At 69.9% G+C, this 17,073-nt stretch carries 16 protein-coding genes; 7 read left to right on the top strand and 9 right to left on the bottom strand.

Going from position 1 to position 17,073, the window contains the following annotated elements; translation table 11 throughout:
- Positions 1-120: 120 nt before the first annotated feature.
- Positions 121-1,011, top strand: a complete 891-nt coding sequence (locus tag ABH933_RS28045; protein WP_429413025.1) for an alpha/beta fold hydrolase — start codon at positions 121-123, stop codon at positions 1,009-1,011.
- A gap of 199 nt (positions 1,012-1,210) precedes the next feature.
- Here ABH933_RS28045 and ABH933_RS28040 read toward each other — a convergent pair whose 3' ends face one another.
- Positions 1,211-2,089 carry a hypothetical protein gene (locus ABH933_RS28040; protein ID WP_429413023.1) on the bottom strand — a complete coding sequence of 293 codons (879 nt, stop codon included), beginning with the start codon at positions 2,087-2,089 and terminating at the stop codon, positions 1,211-1,213.
- Between the two features lie 770 nt (positions 2,090-2,859).
- On the opposite strand from ABH933_RS28040, the gene ABH933_RS28035 reads away from it, so the two are divergent.
- A complete protein-coding gene (locus ABH933_RS28035; RefSeq protein WP_429415552.1) occupies positions 2,860-4,947 on the top strand; it encodes a RecQ family ATP-dependent DNA helicase in 2,088 nt (695 codons plus the stop codon).
- 16 nt (positions 4,948-4,963) lie between these two features.
- Here ABH933_RS28035 and ABH933_RS28030 read toward each other — a convergent pair whose 3' ends face one another.
- Positions 4,964-5,443, bottom strand: coding sequence for a DinB family protein (locus ABH933_RS28030; protein WP_429413021.1), 480 nt, complete (start codon positions 5,441-5,443; stop codon positions 4,964-4,966).
- Positions 5,444-5,610: 167 nt separating this feature from the next.
- Positions 5,611-6,246: a maleylpyruvate isomerase family mycothiol-dependent enzyme gene (locus ABH933_RS28025; protein WP_429413019.1), complete on the bottom strand. Its 636-nt coding sequence runs from the start codon at positions 6,244-6,246 to the stop codon at positions 5,611-5,613.
- A gap of 440 nt (positions 6,247-6,686) precedes the next feature.
- Here ABH933_RS28025 and ligD point away from each other — a divergent pair, with 440 nt between their 5' ends.
- Positions 6,687-7,664: a non-homologous end-joining DNA ligase gene (gene ligD / locus ABH933_RS28020; protein WP_429413017.1), complete on the top strand. Its 978-nt coding sequence runs from the start codon at positions 6,687-6,689 to the stop codon at positions 7,662-7,664.
- 725 nt (positions 7,665-8,389) lie between these two features.
- The gene (locus tag ABH933_RS28015) at positions 8,390-9,319 is read left to right on the top strand and encodes a D-isomer specific 2-hydroxyacid dehydrogenase family protein (protein ID WP_429413015.1); all 930 of its coding nucleotides are present in this window, start codon (positions 8,390-8,392) and stop codon (positions 9,317-9,319) included.
- 6 nt (positions 9,320-9,325) lie between these two features.
- Here ABH933_RS28015 and ABH933_RS28010 read toward each other — a convergent pair whose 3' ends face one another.
- Both ABH933_RS28010 and ABH933_RS28005 read right to left on the bottom strand, forming a co-directional pair.
- Positions 9,326-9,754: a pyridoxamine 5'-phosphate oxidase family protein gene (locus ABH933_RS28010; protein WP_429413012.1), complete on the bottom strand. Its 429-nt coding sequence runs from the start codon at positions 9,752-9,754 to the stop codon at positions 9,326-9,328.
- Between the two features lie 190 nt (positions 9,755-9,944).
- Positions 9,945-10,424, bottom strand: coding sequence for a DUF4254 domain-containing protein (locus ABH933_RS28005; RefSeq protein WP_429413010.1), 480 nt, complete (start codon positions 10,422-10,424; stop codon positions 9,945-9,947).
- Positions 10,425-10,786: 362 nt separating this feature from the next.
- Here ABH933_RS28005 and ABH933_RS28000 point away from each other — a divergent pair, with 362 nt between their 5' ends.
- From ABH933_RS28000 to ABH933_RS27990, 3 genes are all read left to right on the top strand, one after another.
- Entirely contained in the window at positions 10,787-11,491 is a 705-nt protein-coding gene (locus ABH933_RS28000) for an ESX secretion-associated protein EspG (protein WP_429413008.1), read from the top strand.
- A gap of 202 nt (positions 11,492-11,693) precedes the next feature.
- Positions 11,694-12,068, top strand: a complete 375-nt coding sequence (locus ABH933_RS27995; protein ID WP_429413006.1) for a hypothetical protein — start codon at positions 11,694-11,696, stop codon at positions 12,066-12,068.
- Complete coding sequence (locus ABH933_RS27990) at positions 12,065-13,039, top strand: hypothetical protein (protein WP_429413004.1); 975 nt, start codon at positions 12,065-12,067, stop codon at positions 13,037-13,039. The genes ABH933_RS27995 and ABH933_RS27990 overlap by 4 nt, the downstream gene beginning before the upstream one ends.
- Positions 13,040-13,300: 261 nt before the next feature.
- Here ABH933_RS27990 and proB read toward each other — a convergent pair whose 3' ends face one another.
- The 4 genes from proB to rplU form a co-directional block, all read right to left on the bottom strand.
- Positions 13,301-14,428, bottom strand: coding sequence for a glutamate 5-kinase (gene proB, locus ABH933_RS27985; RefSeq protein ID WP_429413002.1), 1,128 nt, complete (start codon positions 14,426-14,428; stop codon positions 13,301-13,303).
- A 250-nt stretch (positions 14,429-14,678) separates the two neighbouring features.
- On the bottom strand, positions 14,679-16,139 hold the full coding sequence (gene obgE / locus ABH933_RS27980) for a GTPase ObgE (protein ID WP_429413000.1): 1,461 nt from the start codon (positions 16,137-16,139) through the stop codon (positions 14,679-14,681).
- A gap of 144 nt (positions 16,140-16,283) precedes the next feature.
- The gene (gene rpmA, locus ABH933_RS27975; RefSeq protein ID WP_215917689.1) at positions 16,284-16,550 is read right to left on the bottom strand and encodes a 50S ribosomal protein L27; all 267 of its coding nucleotides are present in this window, start codon (positions 16,548-16,550) and stop codon (positions 16,284-16,286) included.
- Positions 16,551-16,590: 40 nt separating this feature from the next.
- Entirely contained in the window at positions 16,591-16,902 is a 312-nt protein-coding gene (rplU, locus tag ABH933_RS27970) for a 50S ribosomal protein L21 (protein WP_215917688.1), read from the bottom strand.
- Between the last annotated feature and the right edge of the window lie 171 nt (positions 16,903-17,073).

Raw genomic sequence — 17,073 nt, 5'->3', positions numbered from 1 at the left:
TGCCCGAGAATCATCGCCGCGACGGCAACCATTGTCCCGCCCGCCGCCGGATTTATCGGCGCTGACACGGAAATCGCCTGGAGGCGACTCGCCAGGGCCGGAGTAGATAGCATCCGTGACATGCCCGATTCGATCTCCGGACCGCCGTCCATACCCGGGGTGCGCCGCAGTCACGTCACCGCGCGTGGCGTGCGGTTCCACGTGACCGAGGCGGGCCCCGCCGACGGCCGGCCGTTCCTGCTGCTGCACGGCTGGCCACAGCACCACTACGCCTACCGCCACCTGCTCGCCGATCCGCCCGAGGGGATGCGCCTCATCGCACCGGACCTGCCCGGATACGGCTGGTCCGGACCACCCCCGCATCGCTGGGCCAAGGACGACGTCGCCAGCGACCTGCTGGCCCTGCTGGATTCGCTGCTTCCCGACGATCCCCGCACGGCGCTGCTGGTCGGGCACGATTGGGGCGGATTCATCGGATTCCGCATGGTGCTGCGCGAGCCGGAACGGTTCGCCGGTTTCGCGCCGCTGAACATCGCCCACCCGTGGCAGACCCCGCGGACCCTCGCACCCCACGCCTGGCGCTTCCTGCTGTACCAACCGCTGGTGGCCACGTTCGGCATGCCGCTGCACCGCCACACCAACTACATCGACCGGATATTCCGGTTCGGCGTCACCGACCACACCGAATTCACCCCGGATGTGGTGCGCACCTACACCGCCCGCTTTCGCGATCCGGTCGTCGCGCGCACCGCAACCGACACCTATCGCACGTTCCTGCTGCACGAGGCGCTGTCCGGGCGAGGCGCCGCGCACCCCCGCCCTACCCTGCCGATCCGCGCCCTGTTCGGCCTCGACGACCGCGCGATCCACCATTCCCTCGCCGCCGCCGAGACCGCAGCGGCCGACGACTACACCGTCGAATACGTCACCGGCTGCGGACATTTCATCCCGGAGGAACGCCCTGCCCTGGTGCGGGCGCATCTCCTCGCGCTGGCCGCGGAGACCGCCTGATCAGCTCGGCGCCCCCGCACAAGTGCGAGCCTCGCGCGTCGATCCCGGCGAGCCAGGCGGATCGGCTGGCCCGACCGGCTGATCACCGCCGACCGCTCGAAAACGCCCGCGCGCGTGCGGGCCTCGCGTAACGCTTCCGGCCGGGCGGGCGGAGTTCGACGCGCCGTGAGGCTAGCGGCCCTTGCATCTGTCGCGCTGCTCAGGTGTGGTCGTTTGTGGGTTGCACGTGGAGTCTCCTGATGTGCAGTGGCCGAGGGTCCGGGAGAGCGGCCTGGCGAATGTAACCGGAGGGGCGGTGGGTATCCGCCAAGGCGGCGAGGAGGCGAACAGCGACGGTGTTGGCGGCCAGCTCGCTCGAAGTCCACGTGACCACCTGGAATCCGTTGTCACGCAGTCTATTCCATCGGATCCGCTGCGAAAGCGCCGCGTCGACGGGGCTCACGCCTCCCGGAATCTCGGCAATGGCGCTGCCCTCGAATTCACCGACGACGCCGCTGTCACCGAAGTAGAAGGCGACCCGGCCCAGGAAGCGACCGTCGCGGGTGAATACCTCGCCGTCGGGTGCGGGCATCGGCAGATCAAGGCCTCGCAGCATGATCCGGCTGATCGACTCGCCGGTGCTCCGGCTGTGCGGATTCAGGAAATCGACCACGCGCCGCGCCGCCTGGATGCCGCGGCGGTATCTGGCGAATTCCAGCTCGGACGCGAGATCGGCTGCGGTGATACCGAATTCGCGGACCAGTCGATCACCGGCCACGACCGCGGTGCCGAAGGGCAGAGTCAGCCCGAGGTCGACGATGGTGCGCGCGGGCGTGGTAAGCAGCATGCCGTCCACCTCGGCGGCGGATTCCAGTGGGGCGCAGTGCACGGTGACGTGCGGCTTGATTCGGCCGCCGTGCCGTCGATTGCGGGTGACGTGCAAACGATCGAGCGACACGCTCCACACCGGCGCACCGTAGACCACCGCCGCCGACTGGTGGCTCAGCACCGTGTCCGCGGCCATCGCGGGAAGCGCCGCCGCGGCCAGCAGCCGATGGCGGGCAACAGGGCTCAGCGCCGCGCGAGATTCCGCGGTCACGCATACATTGCGCCGCACCCGCTTCCACGTCGGCACCGCACACTTGCGTCGAATCTCGTCGTCAACGGCATGTCCCCCGCCACCCTCCAGGTTCGCCGCTTCGCGCTGCCGGTCCTGGGCCCGGGCGCTGCGGGCCGAAACAGCATCGCGCTGCCCGTTCCAAGACCGGACACTCCCGGCCGGAGCCGCGTCACACGGCTGATCGCGGACCCGGGCACTTGCCGCCGGAACGGCGTCACTGCAGCGACCTGTCGATCTCTCGGCGCCACAGCCCGGCGCATCCGAACGCGTCCTGTCCGGAGCAGCGAGCGGACCGTGCGCGCACAAGGAGGGCGCCGACCGCGGCGCGGTGGCGTTCATTCGCACCCCTCCTGACTCGGTGGGCGCCGAGTGGGCCGCGGGGTGAGCCGTTCGCAGAGCTCACCGGGCCGATGGCCGCGGCCTCCCCGCGGCGGGCGGGGGTTGATTCCGTTGCGCCACGAGATGCGGCATCCCTGACTCTTTTTCACGCTCGACCTCCCCATACAAAGTGGCTGCAGATCGTTTCGTCTAGTTCGACGTGGGGTTCGCCGATCCGGTTCCGTAGTCATATGACCAGGTCACGGCCGCACCCGCGGGCGAGATGTCGCATTCTTCGCAACGCCGGGCGCCGGACCGGACACCGCGGCCGGTCAGCAGCCGGAACCGTCCGCTGCGAATACATTGAACACGACGACCGAAAAGGTGCGGATGTGCAGGGTGGCGGACGGATGTCGGTGGGGTCGGGCACGATGGGCGGCATGACGACGACCGAGCTGCGGGAATCCGCCGAGGGGCTGCTGCGCGAGCTGGCCGGGGCGGGCGCCCGGCTGCGGGAAGACCAGTGGACCGCCATCGAGGCGCTGGTGCGGCAGCGGCGCCGGGCGCTGGTCGTGCAGCGCACCGGCTGGGGCAAGTCGGCGGTCTATTTCATCTCCGCCAAACTGCTGCGGGCGGCCGGGCGCGGGCCGACGGTGATCGTGTCGCCGCTGCTGGCACTGATGCGCAACCAGGTGGCCGCCGCGCGACGGGCGGGCGTCGTTGCCGCCACGATCAACTCGGGCAACATGACCGAGTGGGACGATATCCACGCCCAGGTCGCCGCCGGCGACGTCGATGTGCTGCTGGTCAGCCCGGAGCGGTTGAACAATCCGGATTTTCGCGATTCGGTGCTGCCCAAGCTGGCCGCGGATGCCGGGCTCGTGGTCATCGACGAGGCGCACTGCGTCTCGGACTGGGGACACGACTTCCGGCCCGACTACCGCCGCATCCGTACTCTCATCGCGGATCTGGGCGACGATGTCCCGGTGCTGGCCACGACCGCAACGGCGAACGACCGGGTCGTCACCGATGTGGCCGCCCAAATCGGCACCGACACACTGGTTCTGCGCGGGAGCTTGGATCGCGAGTCGCTGCACCTCTCGGTGGTCCGCATCGAGGATGCGGTGCGCCGCACCGCCTGGCTCAGCCGATATCTGCACGAGTTGCCCGGCTCGGGCATCATCTACACCCTCACCGTGGCGGCCGCGCACGATCTGGCGGATGTGCTCAGCTCGCACGGCCACCGGGTCGCGGCGTACACCGGCCAGACCGATCCGGCCGAGCGCGAGGTCCTCGAGCAGGCCCTGCTGGACAACGAGGTGAAGGCGCTGGTCGCCACGTCGGCGCTCGGGATGGGTTTCGACAAGCCCGATCTGGGTTTCGTCGTGCACGTGGGCGCGCCCTCCTCCCCGATCGCCTACTACCAGCAGGTGGGCCGCGCCGGCCGCGCCACCGCCCGCGCCGAAGTGGTACTCCTGCCGGGCCCTGAGGACAGGCGCATCTGGAGTTACTTTGCCTCCGTTGCCTTTCCGCGTGAACACATCGTCCGTGCGGTGTTGGAGGCCCTCGATACCGAACGCCCGCTGTCGACCGTCGCGCTGGAACCGCTGGTCGAGCTCAATCGGTCCCGGCTGGAGATGGTGCTCAAGGTGCTCGACGTCGACGGCGCGGTGCGGCGGGTGCGCGGCGGCTGGCTCGCGACCGGACGGCCCTGGGACTACGACACCGAGCGCTACGAACGCCTCTCGGCGGCCCGGGAGGTCGAGCAGCAGGCGATGATCGACTACCAGTCGACGACCGAATGCCGGATGAGCTTCCTGCGCCGCCAGCTGGACGACCCAGCCCTGCAGGGTGATTCGGTATGTGGCCGCTGCGACAACTGCACGGGCCGCCGCGCCGATACGACGGTCGACACCGACGATCTGGCCTCCATCCGCACCCGCCTGGATCGGCCCGGCATCGACCTGTCCCCGCGCAAACAATGGCCGTCCGGCATGGCGAAGCTGGGAGTTCCGTTGTCCGGCAAGATCACCGAGGGCGCCGAGACGGGCCGGGTGCTGGGCCGCCTGAGCGACCTGGGCTGGGGTCAGCGGCTGCGCCCCCTGCTCGACGGCCCCGACGATCCGGTCCCCGATCACATCGTCGATGCCTGCATCGCCGTGCTGCGCGAGTGGACCTGGGCCCAGCGCCCCACCGCGGTGCTGGCCCTGCCATCGCCGACGCATCCGCGCCTGACCGCCGATCTGGCCGCCCGCCTGGCTCGCATCGGCCGCCTGCGCGACCTGGGCACCCTGCCCCCGCGCCCGGGGCGCCCGCCGGTCTCGGCCGCCAATTCGGCCCACCGCGTTGCGGCCCTCCTCGATTCTTGGGAGGCCCCGGACCTCACGGAGCTCGACGGCCCGATCCTGCTGGTGGACGCCCTCACCGACACCGGGTGGACCTTCACCCTCGCCGCCCACAGCCTCCGGCTCGCCGGAGCACCCGCGGTCCTGCCCTTCGCCCTGGCCACACCCAGTTAGACCAGGCCGGGAGAATTCACTCGGCCAGTATCTGCTCGCGCAGGATGTCGGCGTGCCCGCAATGCTGGGCGAGCTCCCGCAACACTTGCAGGTACACCCAGCTGAGCGTGCGAGGCCCGCCCCGGTGGCCGGTCACGACGGTGTCCAGCGGCAGGCCCTCGACCACTTTCCGGGCCGTGGCGCAGGCCTCTTGGTGGGCCGCCGTGATCGAGGCGATGGTGTCGTCCGGCGCGAGCCGGAAGGACTCGTCCGGACTCTGCACCAGCCCGAGCTCCCGGCGAGACGTGCCACCCACGCACTCCTCGAACCACACCCGCTGCATCCACGTGACGTGCTTCAGCAACCCGAGCAAGGTCGTCGCCGAAGGAACGAGCCGACAGCGAGCCTGCTCCTCGGTAAGTCCGTCGAGGGTCGCCTCGATCGCGGTGCGATAGTCCTCGATGAACGCGTCGAGCTGGGTACGCTCGTCGTCCAGCAGCACATCGAACGAACCCATCAGAGGTCTCCTGTCATGCGGCGGGCCGAGGGGCCACAGTGCTCGGGCTGGTGCCGACGCGGAGGGGACCACGTGGCTGCCGAACACTCGGCACCCTCGAATCACAGCACAGCGTGGCCCCGAGTGCATGGCGCACACCCGTTGGGGTGACACACCATTCACTCCGCCTAACGTCCGCGCAGCGTAGTTACACCCGGCCCGGTCAAATCGTCGAGATAGGCGGTGCGGCCCGCCATCACCATCGTCAGCGCGATCGCCGTGCCGCTCACCACCGGACCGGATCCGGCCGCGAAGGGACCGTCGGTCGCTTCGAGGCGCAGCCCCTCGATCATGGTCCGGCTGGGAACAGTGAAGTTGCGACCGGCGTAGAAACGTGCGACTTCGGTCGCGGCTTCGATCGAGGGTTGGCGCGCTATCCCCAGCGGTCGCCGAATGTCCTGGGCGTGCACGACAACCTCCCCCAGCCACGCCGCCGTGTGCCCGGTCGGCGCCGTGGTGCTGGTACGGATCGCCTTGAACCGCTCCAACGTCTCGGCCGGGGTGGCGCCGCGATGTCTTGCCAGCTGACGCTCGTTGTGCTTGTCGAAATCGAACCGGACCCGGACGACACTGGCCAGCCAGGCCAACCGGCCCGTACTCGCCGCCGCGGTCAGGTGGGCCACCACCTCCTCGACCGTCCAGCGCCCGCAGAGCGACTGCCGCGCCCACTCGCTGTCGTCCAGGCCGGCGAGATCGTCGGCCAGGGCCGCACGTTCGGCATGGGCCATGGCCCAGAGCTCATCGCTCGTAACGACATCCGACACCCGAGAATCCTCCTGATCCGAGCCAGCCGGCCCGCCGATAACCTAGCCGCGCGGCCCAGCGGCCACACGGTTGTGCTTCAGAAGGCAGACGGCGCCGCCCCTGCAAACTCATCGACCGCGGCGACTGCCCTACTCGGTTCGCGCGAGCGCCCGGGCCCGGACTCGGACATCAAACGCCGCAGGGCATCCAGACAGTCGATCAGGCGGCCAAGGTCGTTTCAACAGCGGCCTGTCCGCAGTCCAGGTGCCCACCATGCACCGGCGACTCGGCTAGGCGCGCAGCCGTGCACCTGGCCCGGTGGCGCCCGATGGGCCACCGGCGTCGAGGCGATCGTGCCCTGAGCTACTCTGCCGCCACAACCGAGTCGGGCACCGCCCGCCTCGCCCCGGTTCCGTGTTAGCGCCGATGCGAACATGATCGAGTCGCTATTGTCGGACGGGTGGCCAGTAAGTCTGCGTCGCCGGCGATCGAGCTGACGGTCGGCGATCATTCGGTGCGGGTGTCCAATCCGGATCGGGTCTACTTCCCCGATACCGGGGCCACCAAGCTCGACCTGGTGCAGTACTACCTGAGCGTCGGCGACGGCATCGTGAACGCGCTGCGGGACCGGCCGTGCATGCTGCACCGATTCCCGAAGGGACTGCCCGGGGGCAAGGTCCACCAGAAGCGGCTGCCCGGGGGCGCACCGGAGTGGATTCCCACTGTGCGCGTGTACTTTCCACGCTACGGGCGGCATGCGGACGAACTCTGCGTGCGCGAACTCGCCGATGTCATCTGGGCGGTGCAGATGTCGACCGTGGAGTTCCACCCCTGGAATTCCCGCCGCTTCGACACCGAGAAGCCCGACGAGTGGCGCATCGACCTGGACCCGATGCCGGACTGCCCCTGGTCCCGGGTGCAGCGGGTGGCCGGGGTCGTGCACGAGGTGCTCGACGAGCTCGGCGCGGTCGGGTGGCCGAAGACCTCGGGTGGCAAGGGCCTGCACGTCTACGTGCGCATCGCGCCGGAGTACGGCTTCCAGGACGTGCGCCGGGCCGCACTGGCCTTCGCCCGCGAGGTCGAGCGCCGCGCCCCCGAGGACGTGACGACCACGTGGTGGCGGCGCGACCGCGACCCCTCGCTGCTGTTCGTCGACTACAACCAGAACGCTCGCGACCACACCATCGCCGCCGCCTACTCGGTGCGCGGCAATCCCCAGGCCACGGTCTCCACCCCGGTGCACTGGGACGAGGTCCCCGACATCGAACCCCGCGACTTCACCATCACGACGGTTCCCGCGCGCTATGCGAAGCTGGGCGACCTGCACGCCGGGATAGATGAGGCGGTCTTCGACATCACCCCCCTGCTGGAATGGGCCGACCGCGAGAACGTCGAGGTCGACCTCGACGAGGACCCCGACACGGCCGACCGGGTCTAGCCCGCCACCCCCACGGCCAATCGCATCCCTGGACGCCGCTCACCCCGGGACCCGTCCCCACGCGGTACACCGCCGTACAGTCGCGCACCGATCCAGCTCACCACCCTGCATCCGTCCCACGCTGCGCGCCACCCGAGGTCGCACATCGGCCCAGCTGACCCCGACATCCGTCCGCACGCCACGCGCCACCCGACAGTCGCACACCGATTCGCCCCGACATCCGTCCCCACGCGACACACCGCCCGACAGTCACACACCGACCCAGCTCACCCCGACATCCGTCCGCACGCCACGCGCCGCCCGACAGTCGCACACCGATTCGCCCCGACATCCGTCCCCACGCGATACACCGCCGGACAGTCGCGCTTAGTTCAGCTCACCCCGGCACCCGGCCCACGCGATACACCGCCCGACAGTCACACACCGACCCAGCTCACCCCGGCATCGGTCCCATGCCATCCCGCCGCGCGGCAGTCGCTCACCGGTTCACCTCAACCGGATATCCGTCCCTACGCGATACACCGCCCGACGGTCGCTCACCGGTTCAGCTCACCACGGCACCGGTCCCCACGCCATGCGCCGCCGGACGGTCGCACACCGGTTCGCCTCACCCCGGCATTCGGCCCCGCACGATGCGTCCGACGCCGATCAGCCACCGGTGTGCCGCCGCCGATCACACCCGCTACCGTCGAAACCGACCGCCCCGAGCACGTACAGGAGACACCATGACGCCCACCCCCATCGCGCTGGGCCCGACCCGCACCCCGCTGCTGGAGAAGGCGATCACCGCGGCAGGTGGGGAACCGGCCGAGCTCGACCGCGCCCGCGCGCTGATCTGGAACGGCGGCCCTGCCGGATTTCCGGACCGGTTGCCCGCGGGCATCGAGTGGGTGCAGCTGTTCTCGGCCGGCGTGGAGGAATGGTTCGGCACACCCGTCTTCGACTGCCATCGCGACGTCGTATTCACCTCTGCGGCAGGCGCCTTCGCCCACAGCGTCGCCGAGCACACCCTGATGCTGCTGCTGGCCGGCGTGCGCCAGCTGCCCGCGCACCTGGCCGCCCGCGGCTGGCGCCACAAGGAGCTGGCCCCGCGGATGGGCACCCTGCGCGGCGCCACGGTGGCCGTCGTCGGCGCGGGCGGGATCGGCCGCGAGCTGATCGACATGCTCGCGCCGCTGGGCGCGCGGGTGATCGCGGTGAACCGCTCCGGCGCACCGATCGACCGGCCCGGCGTGGTGGAAACCGTTCCCGCCGATCGCCTCTCGGAGATCTGGTCGCGCGTCGATCATGTGGTGGTGGCCGCGCCCGCCACGCGGGAGACCCGCCATCTCATCGGCAGGGCCGAGCTGGCCCGGCTGCAGCCGACCTCCTGGGTGATCAATATCGCCCGCGGCAGCCTGGTCGACACCGACGCGCTGGTCGAGGCGCTGCGCGCGGGCACGATTGCCGGGGCCGGGCTGGACGTCACCGATCCGGAACCGCTGCCCGATGGCCACCCGCTGTGGGATCTGCCGAATGCGATGGTGACCCCGCACGATTCGAATCCCCACCAGCTGCGCAGCGTCGCCTTCGCCGAGCACGTGACCGAGAATGTGTCCCGCTTCGTCCAGGGCCGCGAGCTGCTCGCCCGTATCGACGTTGCGGCCGGCTACTGAGGGCGCCTAGGAAACCGCGCCGTCCGGATCGATGAACTCCAGCCCGGTGATCATGTCCGGGACGATCCGCACGATGTGGTCCCCCGGCCCCGGCAGCCACGGCCGCAGCCGCTCGCGGTAGCGCTGCGCCTCGACCGGATCCTCGATCATTTCGGTTGTCCCGGTGACGATCACGCACCAACCGCGGCGCGTGTGTTCGTCGATGCGATCGGCCTCGTACGCGACCACCTGCCGCTCCGCGGACAGGGTCGCGCTGTGATTCGTGCGCACCACGATGGTCTCGCCGTCGACGAGATGGTTGACCGGGCGAATGGTCGGCAATGCGTACCGCGAGAACACGATTCGGCCGAACGGCACCAGGGCCAGCCGCCGCAGCGATTCCGCCGATGTCAGGTCGCGGGAGGACTGTGGCGCACGGGGACCCCCATCGGACATGATCCCGCCCGGCCCGGTTGCGCTGGACGGCCTCGGGTACTCCTCGGCTCGGCTGTTCATTGCGATGTCCGCCCCGCTGATCATGAACCTGTTGTTCCGGGTCACATGAAGATTCCCGAAAGCAGCCCCGATCAAACCCCGGGTATCCGAACGGGCGAAGTTACGGTGGCGACCGGCGACTGCGCGCGGATCACTGTCCCGCGGCGCGGAACCGTCCGATCCGGCGCGCCGCGGAATCGGGCTTATTAGTTGAATCCGTCCAGCCGTCGGCGAGTTCGGCCAGCGCGAACCAGGCCGCGTGCACCCGCTCGTCGGCGGCGTCGTCCGCCGTCCGCAGCAGCGCGATCGCGCGTACCTGCGCGGCGGCCATGCCGTCGACCAGCGAGCCCAGCGATTGGGCGTGCGGACCGCGGATGTACCGACCCACCCAGTCGTCGATTCGCACGATGAGTTCGGCTCGGCGGCTGTCGATTTCGGCGGTGCGCAGCGGTAAGTCACGCCTGGCCAGATGCAGTTCGGCAAGTGCGCGGGCCCAGCCGGTCACCGGATGGGTGTCGGGCTCGTCGCCGATGTGCCCGCAGAATGCCGCGAGCAGCTCGTGCCAATCGGGCAGAGCGGCGCCGGGACCACCGGCCCAACTCTGCGGATCGCCGGGTTGCGGTACGTACACCTCGTGTACCTCCCAGGACTGCGGCGTGCGGGAGCGGTCTGCACAACCCCTTGCAGACCGCACCGCGCCCGCTATCACTCTGTGTGCGCACCCGGCACCGCACACACGGGTACCGGACCGCGAGCCCGGCGCGGCAAGGGCGGGCCGCGCCGGATCCGGTGCGCCGCAATCGCGAAGGGACATCTACTGCGGCACCGGGTGCACATTCCAGCATGCACGTTCCCGGCGGCCCTCCCACTGCCCTTTCGGTGGCCCAGCGGTGACCGTCGGGACCGGGATCGCACACCGCTTGGCCGCCGGTGCGGGACACCGTTAGGCTTGTTCAGGGTCGGGGGGATATCGGGTGAAGGGTGTGTTTCAGCGTGAGTTGGTCTTTCACCCCGGATGAGTTCGCACACATCTGGCGCGAGACCGGCCTGGACCGCCACCCGTTCCCGATCCGGATCCTGGAAAGCCCGCACACCGAGGCACAGGCAGAGGCGCTGCACCGAGAGCTCCAGGGCCGCCTGCCGTCGGGCTACGACCCGGATCTGTCTGCGTGCCTGCGCATTCTGGCCCGCCCGCACACCCGGGTGGTGGCCATCGGCGGCGGGCACACGCCCGGAAGCGAGATCCGAGCCCTGGGCGCCACCGTCTACGACCATGCGGTGCTGGCCGTGCAGGACTCCGGGCCGTCCGCGGATTTCGGTGGACACGTACATATTTCGATCGGGCACAGTGCCAAGCTGGGCAACCGGATCGCCGCGCTGCTGCCGGACGCCCCGCCGGGACGGGAGCCCGCACGCACGGCCGCCGCCGAGGCGATCCGCGACGAGGAGACCGTGGTCGCCGCCGACCCGGTGGCGCCCCGCATCCGGCGGCTGCTGCTCAAAGCCCATACCGCCGAGGGGCATATCCGCATCGAACCGCGGCTGGACCGCGAGACTCCGCCCGCACCGGTCTATTACACCTGGATCGACGTCGCCGGGGACGGCCGCTACCTGATCCGCGCGGGCGATCAGGTTCATCTGGCGCCCGCCTCGGTCCCGCAGATCGCCGCCCACCTGCAGAAGCGCATTCCGCGATGACGACGACCGATTACCCGGCGGCCGCGCATACCGCGCCGGGCCCGGCACAGCGCCGATCTGCCGCGTCCGCGCGATCCGGAAAACGAGGCACACCTGCACAAACGTATGCTGTGCTGAAGTGCAACGACATCGTTTCACATCCCGGCCCGGCCCCGGTGCCGTTAGGCTGGGCACGACCGAGGAGAGCCCGAGGGGGTGCGCAGTGACGACCGATACCAGCCAGGCCGACATCGCCCGATTCCTACAGGCGGCACGGACCGGCACAGTACGTTTCGACATGGACGCGGCGCGCAGCTGCGCCGCGCTGTACGAGGACCAGGCCGAGTGGTTGCTGTCGTTACAGCAGAACCTGGAGTCGGCGTCGCGGTTGGAGGGTTTCGGCGGCTTCTTCTCCGCGCAGCAGTTGCAGGCCGGGTTCGCCCGCAAGGCCCGCGACGCCGCCGAGGCGCTGGACCGGTACATCGCGGCCTCCTACCGGATGAAGGAGGCCTTCCTGATCAGCGGCGGACTGTACGCGGAGGCCGACGCCGCCAATGCCGCTGCCCTGCGGGCAATCTCGTCGAGGCTACCCCGATGAGCGCCGCGCAACCGCGCCGCAGCGACCCCGAATACATCAGTGCGATGGAACATTTCGAGTCGATGCCGCCGCAGGAGATCTGCGCGAAGGCCCAGCAGATTGATGCCGCGCAGATTCTGCAGGCGTCGACGGTGTGGCTGGAGAGCGCCGCCGCCATCGCCGGGTCGATGCCGATCACCGGCAATTCCAGTGACCAGGTGATGAATTCGGCGGGCTGGGAGGGCGCGGCCGCCGACGCCGCGCGCGCCAGCGCCCGCAGCTTCGCCGCCGCCCTGGACGAAATGGCCGAGGTGATGGCCGAGGTCGGCGGTCGGCTGGGTGCGGTGGCCGCCGCGGCCGAGGCGGTGAAGCTTGCCGTTGCCCCGCCCGGCGAGGCCGGACCGATCGGCGCCATTGCCCGCGTCCTCGAGGGCGCACGCGTCATCGATGCCCAGCAGGTCCAGGAGACGCTGCGCCAAGAGGCGCTGATGGCGATGAACATGATCTACAAACCCGCATATTCGGTGGCGGGCACCGGCGTTCCGGCCCTACCCGACCCCCCCGAGCTCCCGGGCGCCACCACCCCGAGCACCCAGCACGCGAATACCCCTGCGCCGCAACAACATCTGCCCCAGCAGCAACCCTCCACCCCCCACCAACAGCAGCCTTCGCAAAGCCCCACTCCCCCAGCAACCCCCGCGCCGTCACAGTCGACCCCGAACACGGCACCACCACCGACCACCCACGCACCCGCCCCACAGTCGACGGCCCCCGCCCCACAGACACCTGCCCCCGCCCCGCAGGCACCGGCGCCCGCAGCGCCTGCGCCCGCAGCACCCGAATCATCAAGCCCCCCAGCACCTCCGGCGCCCGCGACACCGGCGGGCCCACCCCTCAACGACCCGGGCGGTCAGCCGGGCATCACCGGTCCCATCCCGAACAGCACGGCGACACCCGCCCCGGGCCAGTCCGGCGTCACTCCCGACCACTGAACCTGGCGGTGCGGCACCTATCCACCAACATATCCAGCCCTGCTCGCCATCCGCCCCTCCGCGAGCCGGTTGCGTCGGCTTCCGGTACGGCCGAGTCCCTTCACTCGGCCTTGCATCGGCCGCACGTTAATCCAGCCCGGAGCCGCCGAATCCCTACCCCCGTGTACCGCATCGGCCGCACGCGAATCTTGCCGATCCCACGATGCGCGGCCATCCCGTCCGGATGCCGTCCCGGCACAGGCTGCCAGAACAGGATACCCGTTACACCTTGACCAGGTCGTCGGCGTGAATAACGGGGCGCTGCATGCCTTCCGGGAGTTCGTTCGTGGAACGCCCGATCATGGTCTGCAGTTCGGTGCTGTCGTATTCGGCGACGCCACGGGCGACCACCGCGCCGTCGGGGGCGATCAGGTCGACGACGTCGCCGCCGTAGAAGCGGCCGCGTACGCCGGTGATGCCGGCGGCGAGCAACGAGTGGCGGCGCTCGGCCACCGCGCGCACCGCACCGTCGTCGAGCAGGACGGCGCCGCGGCTGTCGGCGGCATGGCGGACCCAGAACTTCCTGGCGGACAGGCGAACCGGGCGCGCGGCGAACGCCGTCCCGGCGCTCGCGCCACTCAGCGCGGACTCGGCGTCGGCGGCGGCGGCCAGCAGCACCGGCACCCCGGCGTCGGCGGCCAGCCGCGCCGCGGACAGTTTCGAGGCCATGCCGCCGGTGCCGAGCGCGCCGCCGCTGCCCGCGATCACCCCGTCCAGATCGGCGCTGCTGCGCACCTCGGGAATGAAGGTCGCCGAACCCTTGCGCGGGTCGCCGTCGTAGAGGCCGTCCACATCGGACAGCAGGACCAGGGCGTCGGCGCCGACCAGGTGCGCGACCAGCGCGGCCAGCCGGTCGTTGTCGCCGAAGCGGATCTCGTCGGTGGCGATGGTGTCGTTCTCGTTGACGACCGCGATCGCATGCAACGCCCGTAGCCGGTCCAGGGTGCGCTGAGCGTTGCGGTGATGTTCGCGCCGGGAGAAGTCACCGGCGGTCAGCAGCACCTGCCCCACCGTGCGGCCGTACCGCCCGAAGGAGGTCCCCCACGCATGCGCCAGGGCCAGCTGCCCGACGCTCGCCGCCGCCTGCTTGGTCGCCAGGTCCTTCGGCCGCGAGGACAACCCGAGCGGGGCGATGCCCGCCCCGATGGCGCCGGAGGACACCACGACAACATCGGATCCCGCGCGCATTCGCGCCTCGACGGCATCGGCCAGCCGATCGAGCCGGCCCGTGTCCAGCCCGCCCTCGAGGCTCGTGAGCGCCGATGACCCGATCTTCACCACCACGCTGCGCGCCGACGCGATCGCCCGGCGCGCCTCGCTCAACTCGCTGTCCGAATCCACCTGTGTCATACCGGAACTCATCAACCTTCACCCGAACCGATCAGCACCACAATAGTTTCCGCATCCCGTCGCCCGCACGAGTCCGTCGCGCAGATCACACCGCGCCGCGGCGGACTACCCAGGCGGGAGAACGCATCTCGCTGACGAAACGCGGAGGGCATCGAGGGCAGGCCGGGGCCACCCGCTGCCCGGACCGCCGCGTCCGTTCGGAGGCCCGGCAACGAATGCGGGTCCCTGCCACGAATGCGACGCGCTGCGATCATTCGGAGTTTTCGTCCTCGGTGACCAGACCACGGCGAACCCGGGAGGCATGCTTCCGCTCGGCAGCCGAGATGCGGTCGCTCTGATCCAGGCGCGGGTCCACGCCGCGACGAGTCAGCAGCGTCTCGACCCCGGCGGAAATCGCGGGCTCCCAGTCGAAGCAGTAATCCGCGATGGTCACCGACGCGCCCGGCTCGGCACCCATCTTGACCAGCTGCTCCTCGACACCGAGCCGGGCCAGCCGGTCGGCCAGGTAGCCCACGGCCTCGTCGTTGTCGAACTGGGTCTGGTGCACCCAGCGCTCGGGCCGCTCGCCGATCACAATGAACCCGCCCTCGACCTCGGGATCCCGAATGACCCGGAAACCGCTGTCGCCCTTGGCGACCGGGCGAATGACCTGCCGCTTCGGCTCCGCCTTCGGATGCGCGGCTCGGTACTGCGCCACCATCTCGGCTAGGGCGAAGGTCAAGGGCCGCAAGCCTTCCCGGCTCACCGCGGAGATCTTGAAGACGGGCCAGCCGCGCTCGGCGAACTCGGGCGTCACGAAGTCTGCCAGCTCGTCGGCATCGGGGACATCGGCCTTGTTCAGGATGACCACGCGCGGCCGATCGGCCAGATCGCCCAGACCGGCGTCGCCCTTCAGCGCGGGCTGGTACGCGGCCAGCTCGGCCTCGAGCGCGTCCACGTCCGAGACCGGATCGCGCCCGGGTTCCAGGGTGGCGCAGTCCACCACGTGCGCGAGCACCGCGCACCGCTCGATGTGCCGCAGGAAGTCCAGCCCGAGGCCGCGGCCGTCGCTCGCACCGGGAATCAGACCGGGCACATCGGCCACGGTGAAGGTCGTGTCACCCGACTGCACCACGCCGAGGTTCGGCACCAGCGTCGTGAAGGGATAGTCCGCGATCTTGGGCTTGGCCGCCGACAGCACCGAGACGAGCGAGGACTTGCCGGCCGACGGAAAGCCGACCAGCCCCACGTCCGCTACCGATTTGAGCTCGAGGACGAGATCGCGCTCCTGCCCGTCCTCGCCGAGCAGCGCGAAACCGGGCGCCTTGCGCGATTTGGACACCAGCGCCGCATTGCCCAGCCCGCCGCGTCCGCCCTGCGCCGCCACGTACGTCGCGCCCGACCCGATCAGATCCGCGAGCACCTCGCCGTCGGGGTCCAGCACGACGGTGCCGTCGGGCACCTTCAGCAGCAGATCCTGCCCCTGCTTCCCGTCGCGGTTGCCGCCCTCGCCGGGCTTGCCGTTGCCGCCCTTGGCGTGCGGATGGAAGTGGAAGTCCAGCAGGGTGTGCACGTTCGGGTCGACCTCGAGGATCACATCCCCGCCGTTGCCACCATTACCGCCGTCGGGTCCACCCAGCGGCATGAACTTCTCACGACGCACCGAGGCACATCCGTGGCCGCCCTTGCCCGCGTGCACGTGCAAGACGACACGGTCGATGAACTTGGACATATCGGTGATCATCCTCCTTCAGGACTGTTCGTTTGCAACGCCACCCGGACGAGCGGCACCTGTAGACAGCAAAGCGGGCCAGGGGTTCTGACAAACCCTGACCCGCTTCGGAAAAAGCTTGTGGAGCGAACTCCGGTGCGCCGGTCAGGCCTGCACCGGCTCCGGAACCACGATGTTCACGGTCTTGCGGCCACGCTTGGTGCCGAACTGCACCGCGCCCGCCTCGAGGGCGAACAGCGTGTCATCGCCGCCACGGCCGACGTTCACGCCGGGGTGGAAGTGCGTGCCGCGCTGGCGAACCAGGATCTCGCCGGCCTTGACGGCCTGACCGCCGAAGCGCTTCACGCCGAGCCGCTGGGCATTCGAGTCGCGACCGTTGCGCGAGCTGGATGCACCCTTCTTATGTGCCATTTCAGAACTCCTCGTGCCGGGGTGCGAACCCCTGGTCGGACTACTTGATGCCGGTGACCTTCAGGACCGTCAGCTTCTGACGGTGGCCCTGACGCTTGTGGTAGCCGGTCTTGTTCTTGAACTTGTGGATGCGGATCTTCGGACCCTTGGTCTGGTCGATGATCTCGGCGGAGACCGAAACCTTCGCCAGCTTGTCCGCATCGGTGGTCAGCTCAGCGCCATCGACGACGAGCACGGGCGCCAGCGACACCGCGCTGCCCAGCTCACCCTCGATCTTCTCGACCTTCACCAGGTCACCGACCGCGACCTTGTACTGCTTTCCGCCGGTCTTGACGATCGCGTACGTTGCCATCGGTCGGCTGCCCTCTTCTCTGCTAGTGCTCGGCACTCTGCTCGCGGCGGTCTGCCGGTTCACACCGGAAAACCACCGTACGACTGGTCTGGTAATCACGCCGCCTCAGCGCCCGGTGGCCCTTGCGGAGCCTTGGGAGCTCGTTCGAACCGGGGCCACGGGCACAGCACA

This window comes from Nocardia sp. GP40, from assembly GCF_050434125.1.
In the GTDB taxonomy this organism is placed as follows: domain Bacteria; phylum Actinomycetota; class Actinomycetes; order Mycobacteriales; family Mycobacteriaceae; genus Nocardia; species Nocardia albiluteola.
The sequence above is the reverse complement of the archived record's forward strand: the minus strand, read 5'-3'. Positions and strand labels throughout refer to the sequence as shown.

Coding starts and splice junctions, on each gene's coding strand:
- ABH933_RS28035 (WP_429415552.1), top strand. CDS start 2,860: ATGGGCGGCATGACGACGACCGAGCTGCGGGAATCCGCCGAGGGGCTG.
- obgE (WP_429413000.1), bottom strand. CDS start 16,139: ATGTCCAAGTTCATCGACCGTGTCGTCTTGCACGTGCACGCGGGCAAG.
- rpmA (WP_215917689.1), bottom strand. CDS start 16,550: ATGGCACATAAGAAGGGTGCATCCAGCTCGCGCAACGGTCGCGACTCG.
- ABH933_RS27990 (WP_429413004.1), top strand. CDS start 12,065: ATGAGCGCCGCGCAACCGCGCCGCAGCGACCCCGAATACATCAGTGCG.
- ABH933_RS28045 (WP_429413025.1), top strand. CDS start 121: ATGCCCGATTCGATCTCCGGACCGCCGTCCATACCCGGGGTGCGCCGC.
- ABH933_RS28030 (WP_429413021.1), bottom strand. CDS start 5,443: ATGGGTTCGTTCGATGTGCTGCTGGACGACGAGCGTACCCAGCTCGAC.
- rplU (WP_215917688.1), bottom strand. CDS start 16,902: ATGGCAACGTACGCGATCGTCAAGACCGGCGGAAAGCAGTACAAGGTC.
- ABH933_RS28010 (WP_429413012.1), bottom strand. CDS start 9,754: ATGTCCGATGGGGGTCCCCGTGCGCCACAGTCCTCCCGCGACCTGACA.
- ABH933_RS28015 (WP_429413015.1), top strand. CDS start 8,390: ATGACGCCCACCCCCATCGCGCTGGGCCCGACCCGCACCCCGCTGCTG.
- proB (WP_429413002.1), bottom strand. CDS start 14,428: ATGACACAGGTGGATTCGGACAGCGAGTTGAGCGAGGCGCGCCGGGCG.